This window comes from Caulobacter sp. FV1ye6ST (genome assembly GCF_058681225.1).
Genome location: NZ_CM178733.1, coordinates 301,336 through 319,184 on the forward strand (window position 1 = coordinate 301,336; position 17,849 = coordinate 319,184).

At 64.7% G+C, this 17,849-nt stretch carries 12 protein-coding genes; 6 read left to right on the forward strand and 6 right to left on the reverse strand.

The genetic code is table 11. From position 1 onward, the window contains the following. Positions 1 to 114 precede the first annotated feature (114 nt). The 3 genes from ACW175_RS01640 to ACW175_RS01650 all read left to right on the forward strand — a co-directional run bounded on the left by ACW175_RS01640 (position 115) and on the right by ACW175_RS01650 (position 4,446). Positions 115 to 1,041 carry a helix-turn-helix transcriptional regulator gene (locus tag ACW175_RS01640; protein ID WP_492102936.1) on the forward strand — a complete coding sequence of 309 codons (927 nt, stop codon included), beginning with the start codon at positions 115 to 117 and terminating at the stop codon, positions 1,039 to 1,041. 170 nt (positions 1,042 to 1,211) lie between these two features. Then, positions 1,212 to 2,966, forward strand: a complete 1,755-nt coding sequence (locus ACW175_RS01645; RefSeq protein ID WP_492102937.1) for a hypothetical protein — start codon at positions 1,212 to 1,214, stop codon at positions 2,964 to 2,966. 40 nt (positions 2,967 to 3,006) lie between these two features. Then, positions 3,007 to 4,446 carry a Shedu immune nuclease family protein gene (locus ACW175_RS01650; RefSeq protein WP_492102938.1) on the forward strand — a complete coding sequence of 480 codons (1,440 nt, stop codon included), beginning with the start codon at positions 3,007 to 3,009 and terminating at the stop codon, positions 4,444 to 4,446. A gap of 384 nt (positions 4,447 to 4,830) precedes the next feature. Here the strand turns inward: ACW175_RS01650 and ACW175_RS01655 are convergent, their stop codons facing one another. Together ACW175_RS01655 and ACW175_RS01660 are read right to left on the reverse strand one after the other, a co-directional pair. After that, positions 4,831 to 5,859, reverse strand: a complete 1,029-nt coding sequence (locus tag ACW175_RS01655) for an IS110 family RNA-guided transposase (RefSeq protein ID WP_492102939.1) — start codon at positions 5,857 to 5,859, stop codon at positions 4,831 to 4,833. A 424-nt stretch (positions 5,860 to 6,283) separates the two neighbouring features. Beyond that, positions 6,284 to 6,697, reverse strand: a complete 414-nt coding sequence (locus tag ACW175_RS01660) for a PAS domain-containing protein (protein WP_492102940.1) — start codon at positions 6,695 to 6,697, stop codon at positions 6,284 to 6,286. A 234-nt stretch (positions 6,698 to 6,931) separates the two neighbouring features. Here ACW175_RS01660 and ACW175_RS01665 point away from each other — a divergent pair, with 234 nt between their 5' ends. Further along, positions 6,932 to 8,440, forward strand: coding sequence for a methyl-accepting chemotaxis protein (locus ACW175_RS01665; RefSeq protein ID WP_492102941.1), 1,509 nt, complete (start codon positions 6,932 to 6,934; stop codon positions 8,438 to 8,440). Between the two features lie 23 nt (positions 8,441 to 8,463). Further along, on the forward strand, positions 8,464 to 8,928 hold the full coding sequence (locus tag ACW175_RS01670) for a chemotaxis protein CheW (RefSeq protein WP_492102942.1): 465 nt from the start codon (positions 8,464 to 8,466) through the stop codon (positions 8,926 to 8,928). 244 nt (positions 8,929 to 9,172) lie between these two features. Here ACW175_RS01670 and ACW175_RS01675 read toward each other — a convergent pair whose 3' ends face one another. Continuing rightward, a complete protein-coding gene (locus ACW175_RS01675) occupies positions 9,173 to 10,960 on the reverse strand; it encodes an FAD-binding oxidoreductase (RefSeq protein WP_492102943.1) in 1,788 nt (595 codons plus the stop codon). Between the two features lie 907 nt (positions 10,961 to 11,867). Here ACW175_RS01675 and ACW175_RS01680 point away from each other — a divergent pair. Further along, positions 11,868 to 13,247: an IS1182 family transposase gene (locus tag ACW175_RS01680; protein WP_492102944.1), complete on the forward strand. Its 1,380-nt coding sequence runs from the start codon at positions 11,868 to 11,870 to the stop codon at positions 13,245 to 13,247. 830 nt (positions 13,248 to 14,077) lie between these two features. Here the strand turns inward: ACW175_RS01680 and ACW175_RS01685 are convergent. The 3 genes from ACW175_RS01685 to ACW175_RS01695 all read right to left on the reverse strand — a co-directional run bounded on the left by ACW175_RS01685 (position 14,078) and on the right by ACW175_RS01695 (position 17,774). Further along, entirely contained in the window at positions 14,078 to 15,514 is a 1,437-nt protein-coding gene (locus ACW175_RS01685) for an IS1182 family transposase (RefSeq protein WP_492102035.1), read from the reverse strand. A gap of 121 nt (positions 15,515 to 15,635) precedes the next feature. Beyond that, entirely contained in the window at positions 15,636 to 16,934 is a 1,299-nt protein-coding gene (locus tag ACW175_RS01690) for an ISNCY family transposase (protein ID WP_492102945.1), read from the reverse strand. A 270-nt stretch (positions 16,935 to 17,204) separates the two neighbouring features. Then, positions 17,205 to 17,774, reverse strand: a complete 570-nt coding sequence (locus tag ACW175_RS01695; RefSeq protein ID WP_492102946.1) for a helix-turn-helix domain-containing protein — start codon at positions 17,772 to 17,774, stop codon at positions 17,205 to 17,207. Positions 17,775 to 17,849 lie beyond the last annotated feature (75 nt).

The following is a 17,849-nucleotide window of genomic DNA, read 5'->3' on the forward strand; positions in this document are numbered from 1 at the left end:
AACGCGGCTGAGCTACAATGCAAGAGCCTACGGATTTTCCGTGCCTATCAATTTCTCCATACCCTATGGAATTTCAGTAGCTATTTTTGTTGGCGTCGGTTTTCTTGGCGATCCATGGTTCGCCGTTCCACCCCGCGATCAAGTTCGACCGTGCGCTCGCCGCCGGATGGCCGGGGCATCTCCCCGGCGCGGCGACGTCGATTTGCGTTCCTGGAAGAGGAGCTGTTCTGGAAGGGCGAGGTCGGACGCGAGATCCTCAGCAGCGCCTTCGATCTGACGCCCAATCACGTCACCGACGACTTGGCGACCTACAAGGCCGCGTGTCCTTCGAACCTGCTTTATGACGAGCGAAGGCGGCGCTATCGGCCTGGGCCAAGATTCAGGCCGCAATTCACCGCAGCAGATCCTCGTCGCTACTTGGCTGAACTACGAGCGCAGGCTGACGGCTATTTTCCGTTGGCGGGAGGCGTTGCTGGAGTCGAGGTGGTTCCCGACCCCGCCGGCGCGGTCGACGCGACGCTGCTACAAACCTTCACACGCGCGGTTCACGCGCGAACCGGCCTGCGTATCAGCTATCAGTCCCTTTCAACGGCTGTGCCGACGCGAAGGACGATCTTCCCCCATGCCTTGGCCCACAATGGCCGCCGATGGTTCGTCAGGGCTTACGACGCCCTACGCGGCGAGTTTCGCGACTTCGCCTTGTCGCGCGTCTTGACCGTTGTGGGCGCCGCCGGAGCGCCACCCGAAAACGTCGACGATGATTGGGAGGCGCGAGTGCGGCTTATTCTGCGGCCCAATCCGCAGCTGCACGCGTTCCAACGCGATGTTGTGGCCAAAGAATACGGCATGCGGCGCGATGGCGAGGAATGGGTTTGGGAGCTGGACCTCCGTCGCGCCATGGTCGTCTACTTCCTAGATATTCATCGTGTACGGCCGGAGGCCTATGCGGAATGGCCTGACCGGGCGCCTGTGATCCTTGAGAACTACGATGAAATTTCCTCGGCGGATTGGTCGCGTGGGGCCTGGCCTCGAACGCTCTAAAGGTGGCTTTGACAACACGTTCGGGGGAGCCTCCTACTATGTAAGGCGGTGAGGCGCGCCGTTTTGGTGGCGCTGTTTCGGCGCTGCTATTCAGGGTAGTGAACTTGGTCGGTTTGAGACTAAGCTCGACCATGGCCCTGCCTCCAAACGCCGCCACCTTGAAACCGTTCTTGGCTCCGCTGCTCTTGAGCCGGGGTGCCACCACGCCGCCCGCCAACTTGCTGCCCGCGCTTGTCGCCGAGGTGCAGGCCGCGATCGTCTCCAAGGGCGCGGTGACACGAACGAACGTGACCACCTCAGCAGTCCAGGCCTCCGGCGGAATATCTGTCCAAACCATCGAGTATGCTGAAAAGAGCCCGCCCGCATGGGCGCCGCTGAGCGGACTGGAAGACATCAAGCACCAACTCGTGGTGGTCGCCACGAAGGGCGACCTCGCCGCGATCTGTTCTTCCGACCCTGGGCTTCGCAACAAGCTGGGCGCCGGCCTTGCCGCGGCCAGGCCCGTCGACCGCGCGACGATTGAGCAGGCGTTCGTCGGCGCGCAGGCCAGCGCCATGTGGCTCGTCGGCGTTCATACCCCCACGGATTCGCGCCCCAACGCCAAGACGCTGATGGGAACGGCGTTGGAGTACGCTCTGGACCCCTTGGGTGACCAAAGCTTCTACTATTCGGCGGTGCGCAGCCGGATCCCGTGGCAGGCCGCCGGCGGCGCGCCGGCCAACATTTTCGTCGGGGCCGCCCCCGGCTCCGGAAGGATCTGGGTCAAGCGGCCGCAGACCTGGGCCGATTTCCTCATCGAGCTTGAGGCCGTGTTCGACATCCTGGCGACCCCTCCGGCGGCGTCGGTAAAGTTCAGCGCGCTGGCCCAGGCCGTAGCAACGCTGGCTGGAGTGTCCGACGCCTATGCGCTGACCTTGATCCCGCCTGAGCTGTTGTCTGACGACGATATCACGCCGCAAGAGCGTGAGGCCGCGAACACCTGGGCCTATGAAGCGCGGTTTGATGTGCGCGCCGGGGCTGGAGCGTCCCTGGAAGCCACTGTTCATCTCGCCGGCGCCGACCTGGGTGACGTGGCCTTGAATGTCGCCATGGTGGATGGCCGCATCCAGCTGACCCCGGTCTGGATCCGCGATCCCGGTGGCGTGGACGGTCCGCGCGAGCAATGCGTCGCCTATCTCGCCGACACCGACTGGACGAAGATCTACTACGAAACAGGCCACGCCATCAGCCAGGGGCGTTGCTATCAGTCGGCTTACCGCGATCAGCCGTTCGATTGGAAATTCGAGCCGTTCGCAAACTATGACGTCACCGCCGAAAAGCCGACGCCGCAGTTCAATCAAAGTCTTGCCGATGCGATCGGGACACCCAAAGCAAGCGGTCTGCGCGACGACTCTCTCTTTGCCTACGTCCTTGACCAGCTCGGTCCACAAGGCTGGTTGGCCAGTGACGACGGGTCGATGGAATTCGCCGACTTCGTTCACATCGCCGACGACGATGTCGTCACGCTCATCCACGCTAAGGCCGCCAAGTCAGCCAACGCCAACCGGCAGGTCTCGGTCTCGAGCTATGAGGTCGTCGTCGGCCAGGCGGTGAAAAACCTGCGTCACCTGGAGCGAGCGACCTTGGCCGCCGAACTGGAGAAGGGGAAGGACAAGCTGATCTCCAAGGCGGTCTGGCGCGATGGTGTCCGACAAGCGGACCGATCCGGCATCATTGCCCGCGCCGATGCGCTTCCCGCCAGCTACAAGCGCCGGGTGATCGTTCTGCAGCCGCAGTTGACCCGGCGAGAACATGATCAATGCCTGGCGGCGGGCGCGGCGCGCGGCCGCTCGATGCGCATGAAGCAGTTGAACACCCTGATGCTGGCGGCGCGCCTGTCCGCCGCGGCTGTGGGCGCCGATTTCATCGGGTGGGCCGCCAGCTAGCGGCATTGGCTAGGTCGATTTCTCCATTGGAGAGGGTTGAGTGAGCGAATTGGAAGACTGGCTGGAGGCCCAGACCGAAGACCAATTGGTGGTCGAGCGCGTCGCTGATGATGTGACCGCGGCATACTATTTGCCGTGCCGGGCCTCCATCAAGCAGGCCTTCAACCACGAGCGCGGCTCGCTGTTGGACCATCGCAAGCCCCTGGCGCATTTCGACCAAGCCGAGGGCGTGATCACCACATACCCCCTGCAGACCCGTCTCTCGGCCGACTTTTTGACTCCGAAGTATCGACGGCTCGCATCGATCGACTTCGAAATGGAAGATCTCGTGTCGCCCGAGGATGAATGGGAGGCCATCGAGCTGTTCGCCGCGCTGCCGGACGGTTTCGTCAAGGACTGGAAATGGGGCCTGGGAATCCACAAGCTCTACAAACCGGTGCTCGACATGGTGGGGTCCATCAAGCGGTCGGAAGTTTCAAAACCATCGCTTGAAAGGTTGCTGATCTCGCGCGGACGGGCTTCCCACATTGATGACCACGGTTACGTTCTCAGCCTGACTCGGTATGATGGCTTGCGGCTTGGTCTCTATCGCACGCAAGCCGCCCACCAACGCGCGGCGCTCATCGAGCGGACGGTGCTGGCCTACAATAGCCTCCTGTCGGAGGTGGACGCCTCGACCTATCCGCACCGCGCGGTTCCCTACAAACCCGATACGATCTTCAAGTTGATCGACGGCTCGGGCCCTGCGGCAAAACTATCGGCCAGCGATCGATCAAGCCTGGTCGGCGCGGTCGAACGACGCGCCGATGACCTTGCTCGCGACGAGCCCGCGCTCCTGGCGGCTCTGCACAAGACCGTGCAGATCGCCGGCCTCGATGCGCTCATCGAGCGTTTCGAGGCGCTGCTTGGTCGCAACAACGCCGCCGAACGGGACTGGCAAGCGTTGTTGCACCAAAACCCATTCCTGTTGTCGCTCGTGTTCGGTTTTCCGATCGTGCTGGTCGCCCAGCAGGCCAATGTCGGGGGCATGGGCATCGAAGGCGACGGTACGCGATATGCCGACTTCCTGTTGAAGAACGAGGTGACCCAGAGCGCGGCCCTGATCGAGCTCAAGCGTCCCGGCACGAACCTCGTCACCGAAGGCGAATACGCCGGCGTGCGAAACATCTCGTCCGATCTGACCAAGGCCGTGATGCAGGTGCTGGATCAAAGGTTCAGGCTCCTGACCAACCTGCCCACCACGCTGATGAACAGCGGGTGGCGGGACCTGCAGGGCTGGTACGTGAGCTGCGTCGTGATTGCCGGTCGAAATCCCGCTGGGCCAGCGGAGGCGAAGGCTCTTGAGCTTTACCGTAACAGCCTCAAGGACGTCATTGTCCTCACGTTCGACGAGTTGCTGTCGCGCCTCCTAAGTCTCCGAACCTTTCTCGCCACCGATGACGTCGCGCCAGCAGGCGCGGCGGGAGGAGAGGAGCCCTAGGCATCGGCAGGCGCGAACGCGAGTATCCGGAGGTGCGCAAAGACCGCGGCCCATCCATACGGCGTTTACTGAGCTCGCGACAGGCGACGGTCGAGCGCCGAACGTCGTCTTTCTGGAGGCGGGCAAAGGACCGCTTCTCTAATCGGGCATCGGGGTCAAGCTCGTTTGATCTAGCGGCCGGGGTCGTTCACGCGGGTCACGCTTCTCTTCGCAGTCTGATGGCTCCTTGCGAGCGGAGCCGCTGCACGCATGCATGGGATCAGGGTCTGGAGAGCCGCGCTAATGGACGCACTCGAAGTGCAGCAGACTTTTTCGGCTTCATCCATCCCGTCGTCCGCATGGGACGATCCGACCAGGATCCGGGGTTGGGCAGTGAGGGTTAGGTCATGCCGCAGCCTCCGATCCTAGGCGGAAGTCGGAGCCGTCGATCCACATGCGGTGCAGGACGACAGCGATCTTGCGAGCCACGGCGACGATGGCGCGCCGGCGGCCCTTGGTCTTCATCAGCCGCACGCCCCAGGCCTTCAGGCTGGTCCATCTGATGGAGCGCATCAGCATGGCGTTGGCGGCCGCGTAGAGCGTGGCGCGCACGTCGGCGTCGCCGGCGTGGGAGATGCGGCCGGGGTTGTCCTTCTCCCCGGACTGGAAGCGTCTGGGCGTCAGGCCAAAGTGGGCGCCGACGGTGCGCGAGCTCTTGAAGCGGGAGGGATCGTCGACGGCCGCCTTGAAGCTGAGCGCGGTGATCTCGCCCACGCCGGGCACGCCCATGAAGCGCTGACAGACCGGATCGGCGTGGGCGGCCTTGCGAACGCGCCGGTCGAGCTCAGTGAAAGTGTCGAACAGCACGCGCCTGGCCTGCAACATCGGCAGCATCGCGTGGCTCAGCGCCGGATCGCTCTCGATGGTGTCGCGCACGGCGATGTCGAAGCCGCCGCGCGAGAGCCGTAGCGGCAGCTTCACGCCGAAGACTTTCAGGAGCCCGCGGATCTCATTCTCCAGGTCGATGCACTTGCGCTGCATGACCTTCCTGCAGGAGAGCAGGGCGCGTAGGTGATGGCTCTCGACGCTCTTCACATGCACGCGGCTGTACCAGCCTGAGCGCAGGATCTGGGCGATGCCGCGGGCGTCGTGCTTGTCGGTCTTGTTGCGCATGGCCGACAGAGCCGCGGCGACTTGGCGCGCCTCCATGCACACGACGTCGAAGCCGGCTTCCGTCAGGCCGTAGGTCAGATGCTGGGTCAGCGTACCGGCCTCCAGTCCGACCTGGTGGATCGGCTCGCCGAACTCGCGCAGGCAGCGCACCAAATCTGGGACATCCGAAGGCACGGACCGCTCGAGCCGCACCTTGCCGTCCTGATCGATGATGCAGATCGCCACTGACCGCAGCGACACATCCAACGCAGCGTAGAACATCGTCGTCTCCCTTCGTCTCGGCTGAAAACCGAGAGCTTACTGGAGAGCTTGATCCTTCACAGGTCCGCCCGATTACGCATGCTATTGGCGCTGCACGGCCAGCGGAACGGACCTTCTGACCAGCCGGGGAGGGTGGCGAACGGACGTCTCTAGGGATGGAATAAGGCGAAAAGCAAAACCTCGCCTTCGGTCGCGAAGTATCCGTTCCCCTTCGCGCTTTCAGCCCAAACAGCGTCCCTTGCTCGTTTTTCTCAGCTCGGATCACGAACAAGGGGCGACGCGCACCGCTCTCCTCAATGAGATGGGTGAACTGCGGGAAGTTGATTGGCGCGGGCGAACCGGAGGGCTTCAGTCGCATTGCGCAAGTCGCGAACGGCGTGCTGGGGTCTGATTGCAAAGGGGAAAATCCACGTCATCGCGAATGCTAGGCGCTGGAGATATCACCCAGCGCAGGACGTCGCCCTGGCCCTCGCGGGACCTCACGCTCCAGAGCGACGGCATTGACCAGTACTCCGTGACTATCGAGAATCGGGAAGACCTCCACCTCACACCGGTAGGCCTCGCCTGACTTGCGATAGTTGACCAAGGCGACCTTCAGCCGCTTTCCGGCGCGCAGGGCGCGCGACAGTGCGCGGCGTGTCGCAAGACTGGTCTTCTCGCCTTGGAGCAGTCGAGGCGTCTGCCCCACCAGTTCCGCCCCCGGATAACCCGTCATGCGCTCGAAGGCGCCATTGACGTACAGGATGGTCGGGCCCGGATGCGAAAGCTCGCCATCCGTGACAACCACCGCCGTATCCGAGTCGGCTGTCAGGACGGCCAATAGATCTTCCAAACCCATACTCACGCCACCACGCATTGAACTCATCTACCGCGACTGCGGCTTAGATGGGATCGGCCAGATTGCAATTCATTAGTCGTTAACCGTGGCCAATAGTCGCGCCCTCAAGTGTATTGCCCGGTTTGGGGAAGCTTTGCCTGCGGCATACCGTCGTTTGAATTGAAAATTAGGACCCCGTTAGCGTTTAGCGACAAAGTTCGCGCAACATTGTTCTCGGAGCGAAATCAAACCGCCATGCTGTTTTCCAACCTGGCCAAATCCAAGCAAGCCGCCATCGCCGCTGAAGTGCGCGAGCTGAAGGCTCAGGTCGCCGCGATGGATCGATCTCAGGCGGTGATCGAGTTCAAGCTCGACGGAACGATCCTCGGGGCCAACGCCAATTTCCTGAACGCCTTGGGCTACCGGGCCGAGGAAGTCGTCGGCAAGCATCACAGCATCTTCGTCCCGCCAGCCGAAGCGGCGAGCGCCGAGTACCGCGACTTCTGGAATGAACTCAACGACGGGCAGTTCGTCGCGCGCAAGTTCCTGCGGATCGGCAAAAGCGGCGCCGAGTGCTGGATCCAGGCTTCGTACAACCCCGTGCTCGATGAGAACGGTAAGCCCTACAAGGTCATAAAGTTCGCCACCGACGTCACCGCCATCGAGACGGAGCGAATGCGTTCCGAGGGTGAGCGGCAACGCGCGGCCGAGGAGCAGGAGGAGGTTGTCGCCAACCTCGCCGAAAGCCTCAAGCGGATGGCGCAAGGTGACCTGACAGCTCGGATCAGCGCCCAATTCCTGGGTCGCTATGCGCAGATCAAGGACGACTTCAACGCCGCGATCGACAGCCTGCGTGAAGCCATGAGCGGCATCACCGCGACGACGGGCGGCTTGCGCGCCGGCGCGGATGAAATCTCCACCGCGTCCGACGACTTGTCGCGCCGCACCGAGCAACAAGCCGCCAGCCTGGAGCAGACGGCGGCGGCCCTCGACGAGATCACCGCCACCGTCAAGCGGAGCGCCGCCGGCGCCAAGCAAGCGTCATCCGCGGCTTCCAGCGCGCGAACCGACGCCGCCCGATCTGGCGACGTCATGCGAGATGCGGTCGCGGCCATGGGCGAGATCGAGCAGAGCTCAGGTCAGATCACCCAGATTATCGGCGTGATCGACGAGATCGCCTTCCAGACCAACCTCCTGGCCTTGAACGCCGGTGTCGAAGCCGCGCGCGCGGGTGAAGCCGGGCGCGGCTTTGCCGTCGTCGCCCAAGAGGTCCGGGCCTTGGCCCAGCGTTCGGCCGAAGCGGCCAAGGAGATCAAGACCTTGATCGCCAGCAGCACGGCGCAGGTCGAACGCGGCGTCAGGCTCGTCGGCGACACCGGCCAAGCGCTGACGGGAATCGTGACCAAGATCGCCGAGATCGATGTCTTGATCTCCGAGATCGCCACCTCGTCGCAGGAACAAGCCACCGGCCTCAATGAGGTCAACACCGCCGTCAATCAGATGGATCAGGTCACTCAGCAGAACGCCGCCATGGTCGAGGAAGCCACCGCCGCGGCCGCCAATCTGAAGACCGAAGCCGCCGAGCTTGCCTCGCTGGTCGCGCGCTTCCAGACCGGCGCGCCCGCCGCGCGGATCGAACGCGCGCAGCCTGGCCGTCACGCCCCAGCCCCCAACCCAGTGGCGCGGGCCCAGGCCAAGATCGCCGCCTTCGCGCGTCCCGGCGGCGGCGCGCAGGCGTCGGCGCAGTCCTGGGAAGAATTCTGATCCGCGCGAAGGGAGATGGTCCAATGCTGAACGATGGCGGCCTGCCCAGCGCCGGGCAACTAGAACTGATCTCCTTTGAGATCGGCGGCCAGGAGTTTTGTATCGACATCCGCAGCGTAAGAGAGATCCGGGGTTGGACCGCGGCGACGCCGATGCCGCACACGCCAAGCTACGTGCTCGGGGTCATTAATCTTCGGGGTGCGGTGATGCCGGTCATCGATCTGCGCTGCCGGTTAGGTTTGAGCATGACCGAAGTCTCGTCGCGCCATGTCATCGTCGTGATCCAGCACGGCGCGCAGTTGGCGGGCGTGCTCGTCGACGGCGTCCAGGAAACCTTCCAGGTGGACGCCAGCGTGCTGCAAGAGCCGCCTCACATCGAAACCACGTCATCGGACCTTTTCGTCGACGCGATTATTCCGATCGGGGATCGCTTGCTCAGCCGGCTCGTCGTTGGCGCGCTTCTCCCAGCCCAGCGCCTCGCCGCGTAAGATCAGCTCCAGAACTGTGGCATTGCCGCTGCCCATTGCGACTGCCGGCAATCCGACCAACTGTCTGGCGGGCGGCTGTTGAAGGTCTGTCACCGGCCATTCGTGCGTTGGGTAGGCAAGCTGGCCTAAAGCCGAACGTCGTGTTTCTGGAGCCGTACGAGAGTCAGCTCTTGGCGCTGAACGGGCGCAGAGAAAGCGTCAACAACAACGCGCCCGTAGTGGCTTAGTCGGCGTGGCGGGCGCCCTAAGTTTGCCGCGTGAAGCCGTCCCGGCTCCAGGCCTCACTGCCGACGCCATGATGGACGATGAACAGCCCCGCCGGGTCATAGCGTTGTTTGACTTGGCGCAGGCGCGTCCAATGGCGGCCCCAGCTGGAACGCTGCCAGTCGCGCGCGAAGAAATCGCATTCCGACAGATAGCCTCCCGCGTCTGGCGCGGCGGCCCTCAGGGCGGCGGTGGCGGCTTGGACCTTGGCGGCGGCCTCGCGGGCTTGCACCATGTCAGGCTCGGGCATGCCGGCAAAGGCTGGGCCGCCGCAGTCGGCGATGATCGCCAGAGCGAAGGCGTCCAACACCTGGGGGTTCATGGCTGTGTCGCGCGAGGCCGCCAGCACCCCGGCGTCGGCGCCGGCCAGGCCCTTGTTGAAGTGGAAGGCCACCGGCCAATGGCGGCTGGCGGCGAACCAGGCGTCGGCCAGACGATGCTGCGCTGCCGGCTTCAGCAGCGAGACGGGCAGCCAGGCCGAGGTGTAGGCGTGCCAGAACGCGCCGATCTGGTCGCTGTCGCCCGACCACCACCAGTCGCCCGAGCGGCCGTCGGCATGGGCGCTGTGCTTGATCGCGCCGGCCGCGTACTTGTCGAGCACCGCAGGGTTCCAGAAGTGGCGGGCCGGAAGGGCCAGGACGACCGGCTCCGGCGCCTGATACGTCTCGGGGCGGGCCTGGACGAAGGCGACCAGGTCGGCCCAGGCGTCGCGGGCGGCCGAAGCATCCAGACCCTGGAACACCATCGAGATCACCAGTTGGTTGTCCGGCGTGGCGCGGACCTGCTCGCCCCAGTGCGGGTTCAGGAGGTGGATAGCGTAGGTCTGGATGAAGCGGCTGATGAGATCGCGGAAGGCTTGGTCGGACATCGCTTGGATGGTCCATCGCACCGCGCCGAAGGCCGGCGGCAGGTCGTGGGTTTTCAGGGTCAGCCGGGTGACCACGCCGAAAGTGCCGCCGCCGCCGCCCTTCAGCGCCCAGAACAGATCGGGCTCCTGATGGGCGTTGACCACGCGGACGACGCCGTCGGCGGTGACGATCTCGGCCTCCAGAAGACTGGCGGCGGCTAGGCCAAAGCCCTTGGAGAAGCTGCCAAAGCCTCCGCCTTGAACGAGGCCGGCCACGCCCACCGTGGTGCAGCCGCCGCCCTGGACGTAGCGGCCGCCCTTGGTGGTCACCGCGTCATAGACGTCGACCCAGAGGCAGCCGGCCCCGACCGAGACGGCGGCGACGGGCGCGGCGGTCGAGCCCCGGGGCGTGAAGCCGTCGTGCAGGGCGATGTCGCGCATGCCCCTGGTCCAGATCAACAGGGAGTCTGGCGCGTTGGAGCCGCCGAGATAGCTGTGGCCGCCGCCGCGAACGACCAGTCGCAGCCGGTGCTCGGCGGCGAAGCGTACGGCCTCGACGACGTCGGACGTTTGCTCGGCGCGGATCGCATAGACGCTGGGGGCTGAACGCCACCCCTCCAGCCAACCCGAGCTCTGGGTCAACGCGGCCTGCTCGCCAATATAGAAGGGATCGGCTAGCCGCGCGGCCGCGTCCTGCCCTGCCAGATCAGGCATAGTGACGGGCTTCAATCGGCCGCCGACGGCGGCGTCCAGCGACGCCCATTGTTGCTGTGACGGCCAAGCGCGCGTTCCAGGGCGCGCGTGTTGAACCACTGCCGCCACGGCGCGATCCACGCCCGCCACGCCAGCCGCCGTCAGGGCCAGCAGCGACGCAAGCAAGGTCCTGCGGGTCGTAAGGGGCGTGGTGGAAGCGATCTGCATGGGGGTCTCCTGGGATGGCGGCGGTGTGGTGATCTCCACGCTGCGGCCGCCCCGATCCAGCAGCGAGGGACGAGCGGCGCAGTCGTTGGGATGAATGGCTTTGCTCCTCATCCCCAAGGTGACGAGCGGCGTCAGAACCGGGGTCAACCGATCGCGGGGCGCTGCTCTCAAGCGTCCGATGGGCGTGGACGCCAGGCGCCGGCCAAGGTCGTGTTTGCGGCGAGGCCCCAATGTCGGCAATTGGCGCTCTGCGGAAACCTTCCACTTGGGGGAGCCAGCTTTTTCGGTTCGCGTCTGCGGCGGCTTTGATTTGATGGGCATATCACTCAGGCAACTGGCGGAGCCATTCGTCCGCCGGGCCTAGACGCGCCAGGGCATCCCCGTCCCTGGCGCTTGCGCCAGTTTTTTGCGGGCCTCGCATAGGGGAAGTTCCCCCTCCTCGACAGTGGCGAATTCTGGCGATCGTGGGATGATCGTAAGGTAGCCTCGATGGAGCTCGCATCATGCCACGACGCAAAGACCAGGATCCTTCGGTCGCCGAGCTTTTGGCATGGATGCGCGAAATACCCACGCCGTCATGGGCCGCCGTCGTTCTGTCTACGCCGCTTAGAGATGTCGCGGAGTCTGCCATTTAGAAATGTCACCTGGCTCTGCATTTGGGGTCGGGCGGCGGGCGGGCGCGGAGCCTTCACGGAGCGCAGAGCCCGACCGGCGACCGTGGCAAGGGCAGGGCGGCTTCGTCTTTTTGATCTCACCGAGCGCGCCGCCAGGCGGGCGAGGCTCTGACGGGTTTGCTCGCCGCGAGCGGACGTTCCGAACTTCTCAGAAGGGTGGATTGTGTTGAAAAAGGCCGTTGAGGCGGCGCCTGCGGCCTGATTCACTCCTGTTGTAGCAGGAGGTCGCGGCCATGATGGGCGAGCGTCGGATCGAGCAGCCGGCTCTGTTCTACGAGTTTTCGCTCGATGGGCACGTGCCCCAGGATCACCTGCTGCGCGCCATCGATCGGTTCGTCGATCTGGAAGGCGTGCGGGCCCATTTGGCGCCGTTCTACAGCGCGATCGGCAGGCCCTCGATCGATCCGGAGCTGATGATCCGGATGCTGCTGATCGGCTACTGCATGGGCGTGCGCTCCGAGCGCCGACTGTGCGAGGAGGTCCACCTCAACCTCGCCTACCGCTGGTTCTGCCGCCTGGGCCTGGACGGCGACGTGCCCGATCACTCCACCTTCTCCAAGAACCGCCACGGCCGCTTCCGCGACAGCGACCTGCTGCGCGAGCTGTTCGAGAGCGTGGTGCGCCGCTGCATTGCCGAGGGCTTGGTCGGCGGCGAGGGCTTCGCCGTTGACGCCAGTATCATCCGCGCCGACGCCAGCCGGCACAGGACCGCCGTCGATGGCGCCGCGGGCTTGCCGGCAGAGGCCGCCGGGCGGGCCATCGAGGAGTATCTGGCGGTCCTGGACGACGCAGCCTTCGGCGCGGCCACGCCCGTCATCCCCAAGTACATCTCACTGTCGGATCCGGCTTCGCGATGGACCGCCGCCCAAGCCGGGCCGGCCAGCTTCGCCTACTGCACCAACTACCTCATCGACCTGGATCATGCGGTGATCGTCGATGTCGAGCCTTCGACGGCGGTGCGTCAGGGCGAGCTGGCCGCCTGTCGCACCATGATCGAGCGCGCCAACGACCGCCTTGGTCTCTATCCCGAGCGCCTGGCCGCCGACACCGCCTACGGCACGGCCGAGATGCTCGACTGGCTGGTCCATGATCAGGGCATCGAGCCCCACATTCCTGTCTTCGACAAATCCCAGCGCGATGACGGGACCTTTTCCCGCGCCGACTTCAGCTTCGACCACCAGGCCGACGCCTACACCTGCCCGGGCGGCAAGCTGCTCAAGTCCAGCCGGCGCGCCTTCAAGGTTCCGCGCAACGCCCAGCCCGCCGACGACACCATCCGCTACCGCGCCAGCACCCACGACTGCCAGCCGTGCTCGCTCAAGACGGCCTGCTGCCCCAACCAGCCCTATCGAAAAGTGACCCGCTCGATCCACGAGGGCGCGCGTGACATGGCCCGCGACATCGCCAAGACCGACGCCTACATCACCTCCCGGCGCGAACGGAAAAAGGTCGAGATGCTCTTCGCCCACCTCAAGCGCATCGTCGGGTTGGATCGCCTTAGATTACGAGGCCCCAACGGCGCCAGAGACGAGTTCCTCCTCGCCGCGACGGCCCAAAACCTCCGCAAACTCGCCAAACTCGTCCAGCAGCAGCCTCACGCCTCACCAGCCTGAGCGACAACGGCTCTCATCGCTACCTAACGCCCGCCAGATAAGAGGCCTTTTTCAACGGCATCGGTGGTTGTCGGACATTGGCGGGGCTAGCTTCGCCTTATGAAAAGGCTCTGGATCGCCCTTGGGCTAATTGCTGCAGTGCTGGTCGCGGCTGTCGCCTACATCCGCTTTTCGCCGACGGTCGCTCAGGACACGTGTCTCGACGGTGGCGGTGCGTGGCATGCTGGACAATGTGTTGGCCGAAGGCCCAACGGCTAAACCAACACCGGACCTTTTTAGCGTCGCCGACGGGTGGTTAGGAGACATTCTACCCGCTGGTAAGCACTGCGTCCTTTCGCGCTCCTGCCGCGAGGCTGCGCAGCTGAGGCACCAGCCGATCAATTGCCGCGTAGCTAGTCATTAGCTTTGCCTTCAATCTGCAGGACGGATCGTCCGGGTCTGCAATCTCCACGCGGACCTCTAGGGTGCCCAGGCTTCCCACTGGCCGGACTTCGACTGCTAGCCGCAGGTCGTCACCGTCACCCATTCCGTAAGCGAGTTGCAGTCTTGGCGGTTCGCCCGCCCGAATTGGATACGCGGAGAGCTGATCAGCGAAGTCGCTGAAACTCTCGGGGGAGCCCCATGACCAGCCCCTCCCACTGAAAGTCTCTGTTTCCAAGTGCGCATGCACTTGCCAAACACCGTCACCGTCCGGCGTAACGCTGAAAGAGAGTTGGCCCATCCGCCAAAGCTAGCCGTTACTGGCGAGTCCGCAATGGGTCGAGGCTGTGTAAAAACCCGCTGACGGCCGCAGCATGGCCAGACGGGGCGAGCGCGCGGCGAGGCCGGCGTCAGGCCTGGATCGCCTCCATGAGCGGCGCCACGCCCAGGATGGCGATCACCCGCTTGAGGTTATAGGCCAGAACGTGGAGGCCGATCTCGGTCTTCACATTGGGAAGGCGCTTCATCAGGAAGTGTGTGGATCCCATCCAGGCCTTGATCGTGCCGAAGGGGTGCTCGACGGTCCGCCTTCGCTGGCGCATGGCGCCGGGCGTCAGGTCCATCCGCCTTTGCATGGCGTCGATGACCGCCTCGTGCTCCCAGCGGGTCACCCGTCGGGTGATGCTCGGCGTGCACTGGGGCTTGAGCGCGCAGCTCTGGCAACTGAAGTGATCCCAGTACCGGTGCAGCGTCATGCCGTTCTCGACATTGGTCATGTGGCGCGGCAGCAGCGCGCCCGAGGGGCAACGGTAGACGTCCTGGTCAGGCAGATAGACGAAGTCTTGCTTGCCGAACCGGCCATTGGCCTTGGCCCCGGAGGTCAGGGGCCTGGGCACATAGGGCGTGACGCCCAAAGCCTCGCAGGCCAGGATCTCCTCGCCCGAGAAGTAGCCGCGGTCGGCCAGCACCTCCAGTTCGTCGACACCCAGGGCGTCCTTGGCCTGGGCGGCCATGGCCGAGAGTTGCTGGCGATCACTACCGGTCATGACCACGTCGTGGGCGACGATCAGGTGATGCTCAGCGTCTACGACGGACTGGACGTTGTAGCCGACCATTCCGCTGCCGCGTCCCGTGGTGGCCATCGAACGGGCATCGGGATCGGTCAGCGAGACCTGGCCATCCGGCGAGGCCGAGACCTTGGCTTCCATCGACTGGAGCCAGCGCATCTGCTCGCGCAGCCGCTCGACCTTCTCCTTCAGGCGTTCCGATCGCGTCTCGGCGGCCTCGCCCTCCTGACGATCAGCGGTGTCCAGGTCGCGCAGATAGCCGGCGATGTGCTCGGCCACTTGCTCCAGGCGCTTCTTGAGCTTGTTGGTCGTGAAGTTCTTATCGCGGGTGTTGACCGCCTTGAACTTGCTGCCGTCGATGGCCACCAGGGCCGCGCCGAACAGACCAATCTGGCGGCACAGCACCACGAACTGGGCGCAGGCCGCCTGGATCGCTGGGCCGTTGTCCTTCCTGAAGTCGGCGATGGTCTTGTGGTCGGGCGCCAGCCGGCCCGTCAGCCACATCAGCTCGACATTGCGCCGCGCCTCGCGTTCCAGCCGGCGGCTGGACTGCACCTTGTTCAGGTAGCCGTAGACGTAGAGCTTCAGCAGCATGGCCGGGTGATAGGCCGGACGTCCCGTCGCCGCCGGCATCACTTCGAAGCCCAGCGACGCCAGATCCAGCTCGTCGACGAAGACATCGACCACACGCACCGGGTTCTCCTCGGCCACGTAGTCGTCCAGACATTCGGGAAGCAGCGTTGGCTGCAGGCGGTCGCAACCCTCAACGAAGCGGCTCAACTCCACCTCCTGACAGCTCGTCTGATGTCAGGATTCTAGCTGATTTGCGGGGTTTTCACACAGCCTCGGTCGGGTGCAGAAATCGGGTCTGCGCCGGAAACCGGACATCAGGGCAGGGGGCTTAACCCACCCCGAACATATGTCCGGTCTGATCGCGGCGCCTGGGACCTTTACGGGTGCGTGCCCCAGGCGGCCCTGCCGCCTGGCTCTGTTTGATCAAGGCGAGCAGGCCGCCCAGGCGCTTGTTCTCGATCACGGCCGTCTCGGTGACGCGCCGAACCTTGTCGAAGGTCCGGTAGGGCATGCTGCGACCCTTGTGGCGGATCTCCAGGCGGCCATCGGGGAAGTCGACGACCTCGACGCGCTGGCCGATCGCTCCTTGCGCGAACTCGGATGGCTCGATCATGAAGAGGATGTTGTCGTACTGGAGCGTCAGCGCCTGCGAGAGTGTCCGCTCGGCGCGCCAGGTGAACGCCTCGTCCAATCGGTCCCGCGGCGCCATGGGCCGGTGAAGATCCTTGTCGTTGAACGGCGCCTTGGCGAAGCGCGTGTTGTAGTCGGCCATGAAGCTCGGGAGGAAGGCGTTGCCGTCGTCCATCGAGCTGACGCCGGCGAGCCTGAGCTCCTTCACCAGCCGGTCCTGCAGGGTCTTGTTGGCCCGCTCGACCCGGCCCTTGGCCTGGCTGGAGTTGGCGCAAATGATCTCGATGCTCAGGGCTTTGAGGGCGCGGCCGAACTGGGTCATGCCGTCTCCATGGAGGCCGCCGGACTTGTTCACCCGAAAGACCGCATGCTTGTCGGTGTAGAAGGCGATCGGCTTGCCGTGGGCCTCAAGGTAGCGCTGGGTGGCGTTGAAGTAGGCGAAGGTCGACTCCGACTGGACGAACTGCAGGTGCATCAGCCGACTGGTGGCGTCGTCGATGAAGACCAGCAGCGTGCAGCTGTCGGCGCGGTCCTCGAACCAGAAGTGATCGGACCCATCGACCTGGATGAGCTCGCCGACGCATTCCCGGCGATAGCGCGGCTGGTAGACCCGACCACGCCGCTTCTGGCGATCGGCCCATAGCCCGGCCTCAAGCATCCAGATCCGCAGTGTCTCACGCCCGATATAAACGCCGTGGAGCTCGCGGAGCTTCTCGGCCGCCAGCGTCGGACCAAAGCCCGAGTACCGCGCGCGGATCAGGTCCAGCGCCTGCGTCTTGACGGTCGATGGCGTGCGCCGGTTGCTCGGCTGACCACGCTTCTTGGAGATCAGCGCCGTGGCGCCTTGCTCCTGATAGGCCTTGGCCAATCGCTGAACCTGGCGTCGCTCCAGGCCCAGCAGCTGCGCCGCCGCCGGCGTCGTGAGCCGGCCGCTAGCGAGATCGCGAAGGATCTCCAGCCGCGAGAGCTCCTTGTCGCTCATGAAATGCAACGCCATCCTGGAGGCCTCCGTCGCGGTTGCGGCGGAGGGTGACATGTCTAAATGGCACGGTGCGACATTACTAAATGGCGGCTACACGTTCGCAGCGTCGAGTACGCTTTATCGGAAATGAAAGACGAGGCGCGCCTTGCTCGCCGCCGACGTGTCCGGGAGCCGTCCGGTCGGCCTCTCGAAGTCGATTAGGCTAGCGCGGGGATGGCGACGGGGGACAGCGAAACGTGCGGCCAATGCGAGCCGCGCGCCGTGCCTCTGTGGCCATTGCACCGGCTAGTCGAGCTCGGATGTGGGTTGAGACCGAGGTCGCTCGCCGCCTTGCTGTGACGACCCATTCGCTTCAAATCCCAGACCGACGGCGCGCTGGCGGCGCCAGACTCTCGGCGTCGTGCCGACCACACGCCGAAATACCCGCGAAAAATGGGCTTGGTCCGCGAAGCCGCAGGCCAGGGCGATCTCACAAAGCTTGTCCCGCGTGGTCACCATCAAGGATTTGGCCCGGTCCACGCGGCGCATGACGAGAAACTGGGTGAATGGGACGCCGAAGGTCTCCTTGAACGCGCGTCCAAAATGGCTTTTGCTGAGGCAAGCCAGCTCGGCGACGTCCTCAATGCGGACGGTCTGTCCGATGTGGGATTCGATGTGCGCCGTGACGCGCTCTGCTGCCCAGGGCGGCAAGCCACCGCCTTGGGTGTGGTCCGCAGGCAAGGGGCGCAGCAGGCGATTGGCTTGCTGGATCAAGTCGCGGGCAGGACCTTGGTCCTCGCCAAGGCTGGACAAGGCTTCGCCGAGAAGGCTGGCGATGAGGGTGTCGTCTCTTCGGGATGAGGCGGTTGCGGACATCCGGCAGCTCCACAGCTGAAAGAGAGCCTGTCGATGGGCCGGTCCGGCTGGTAACCCCCCCGCCGCTCGCCCACG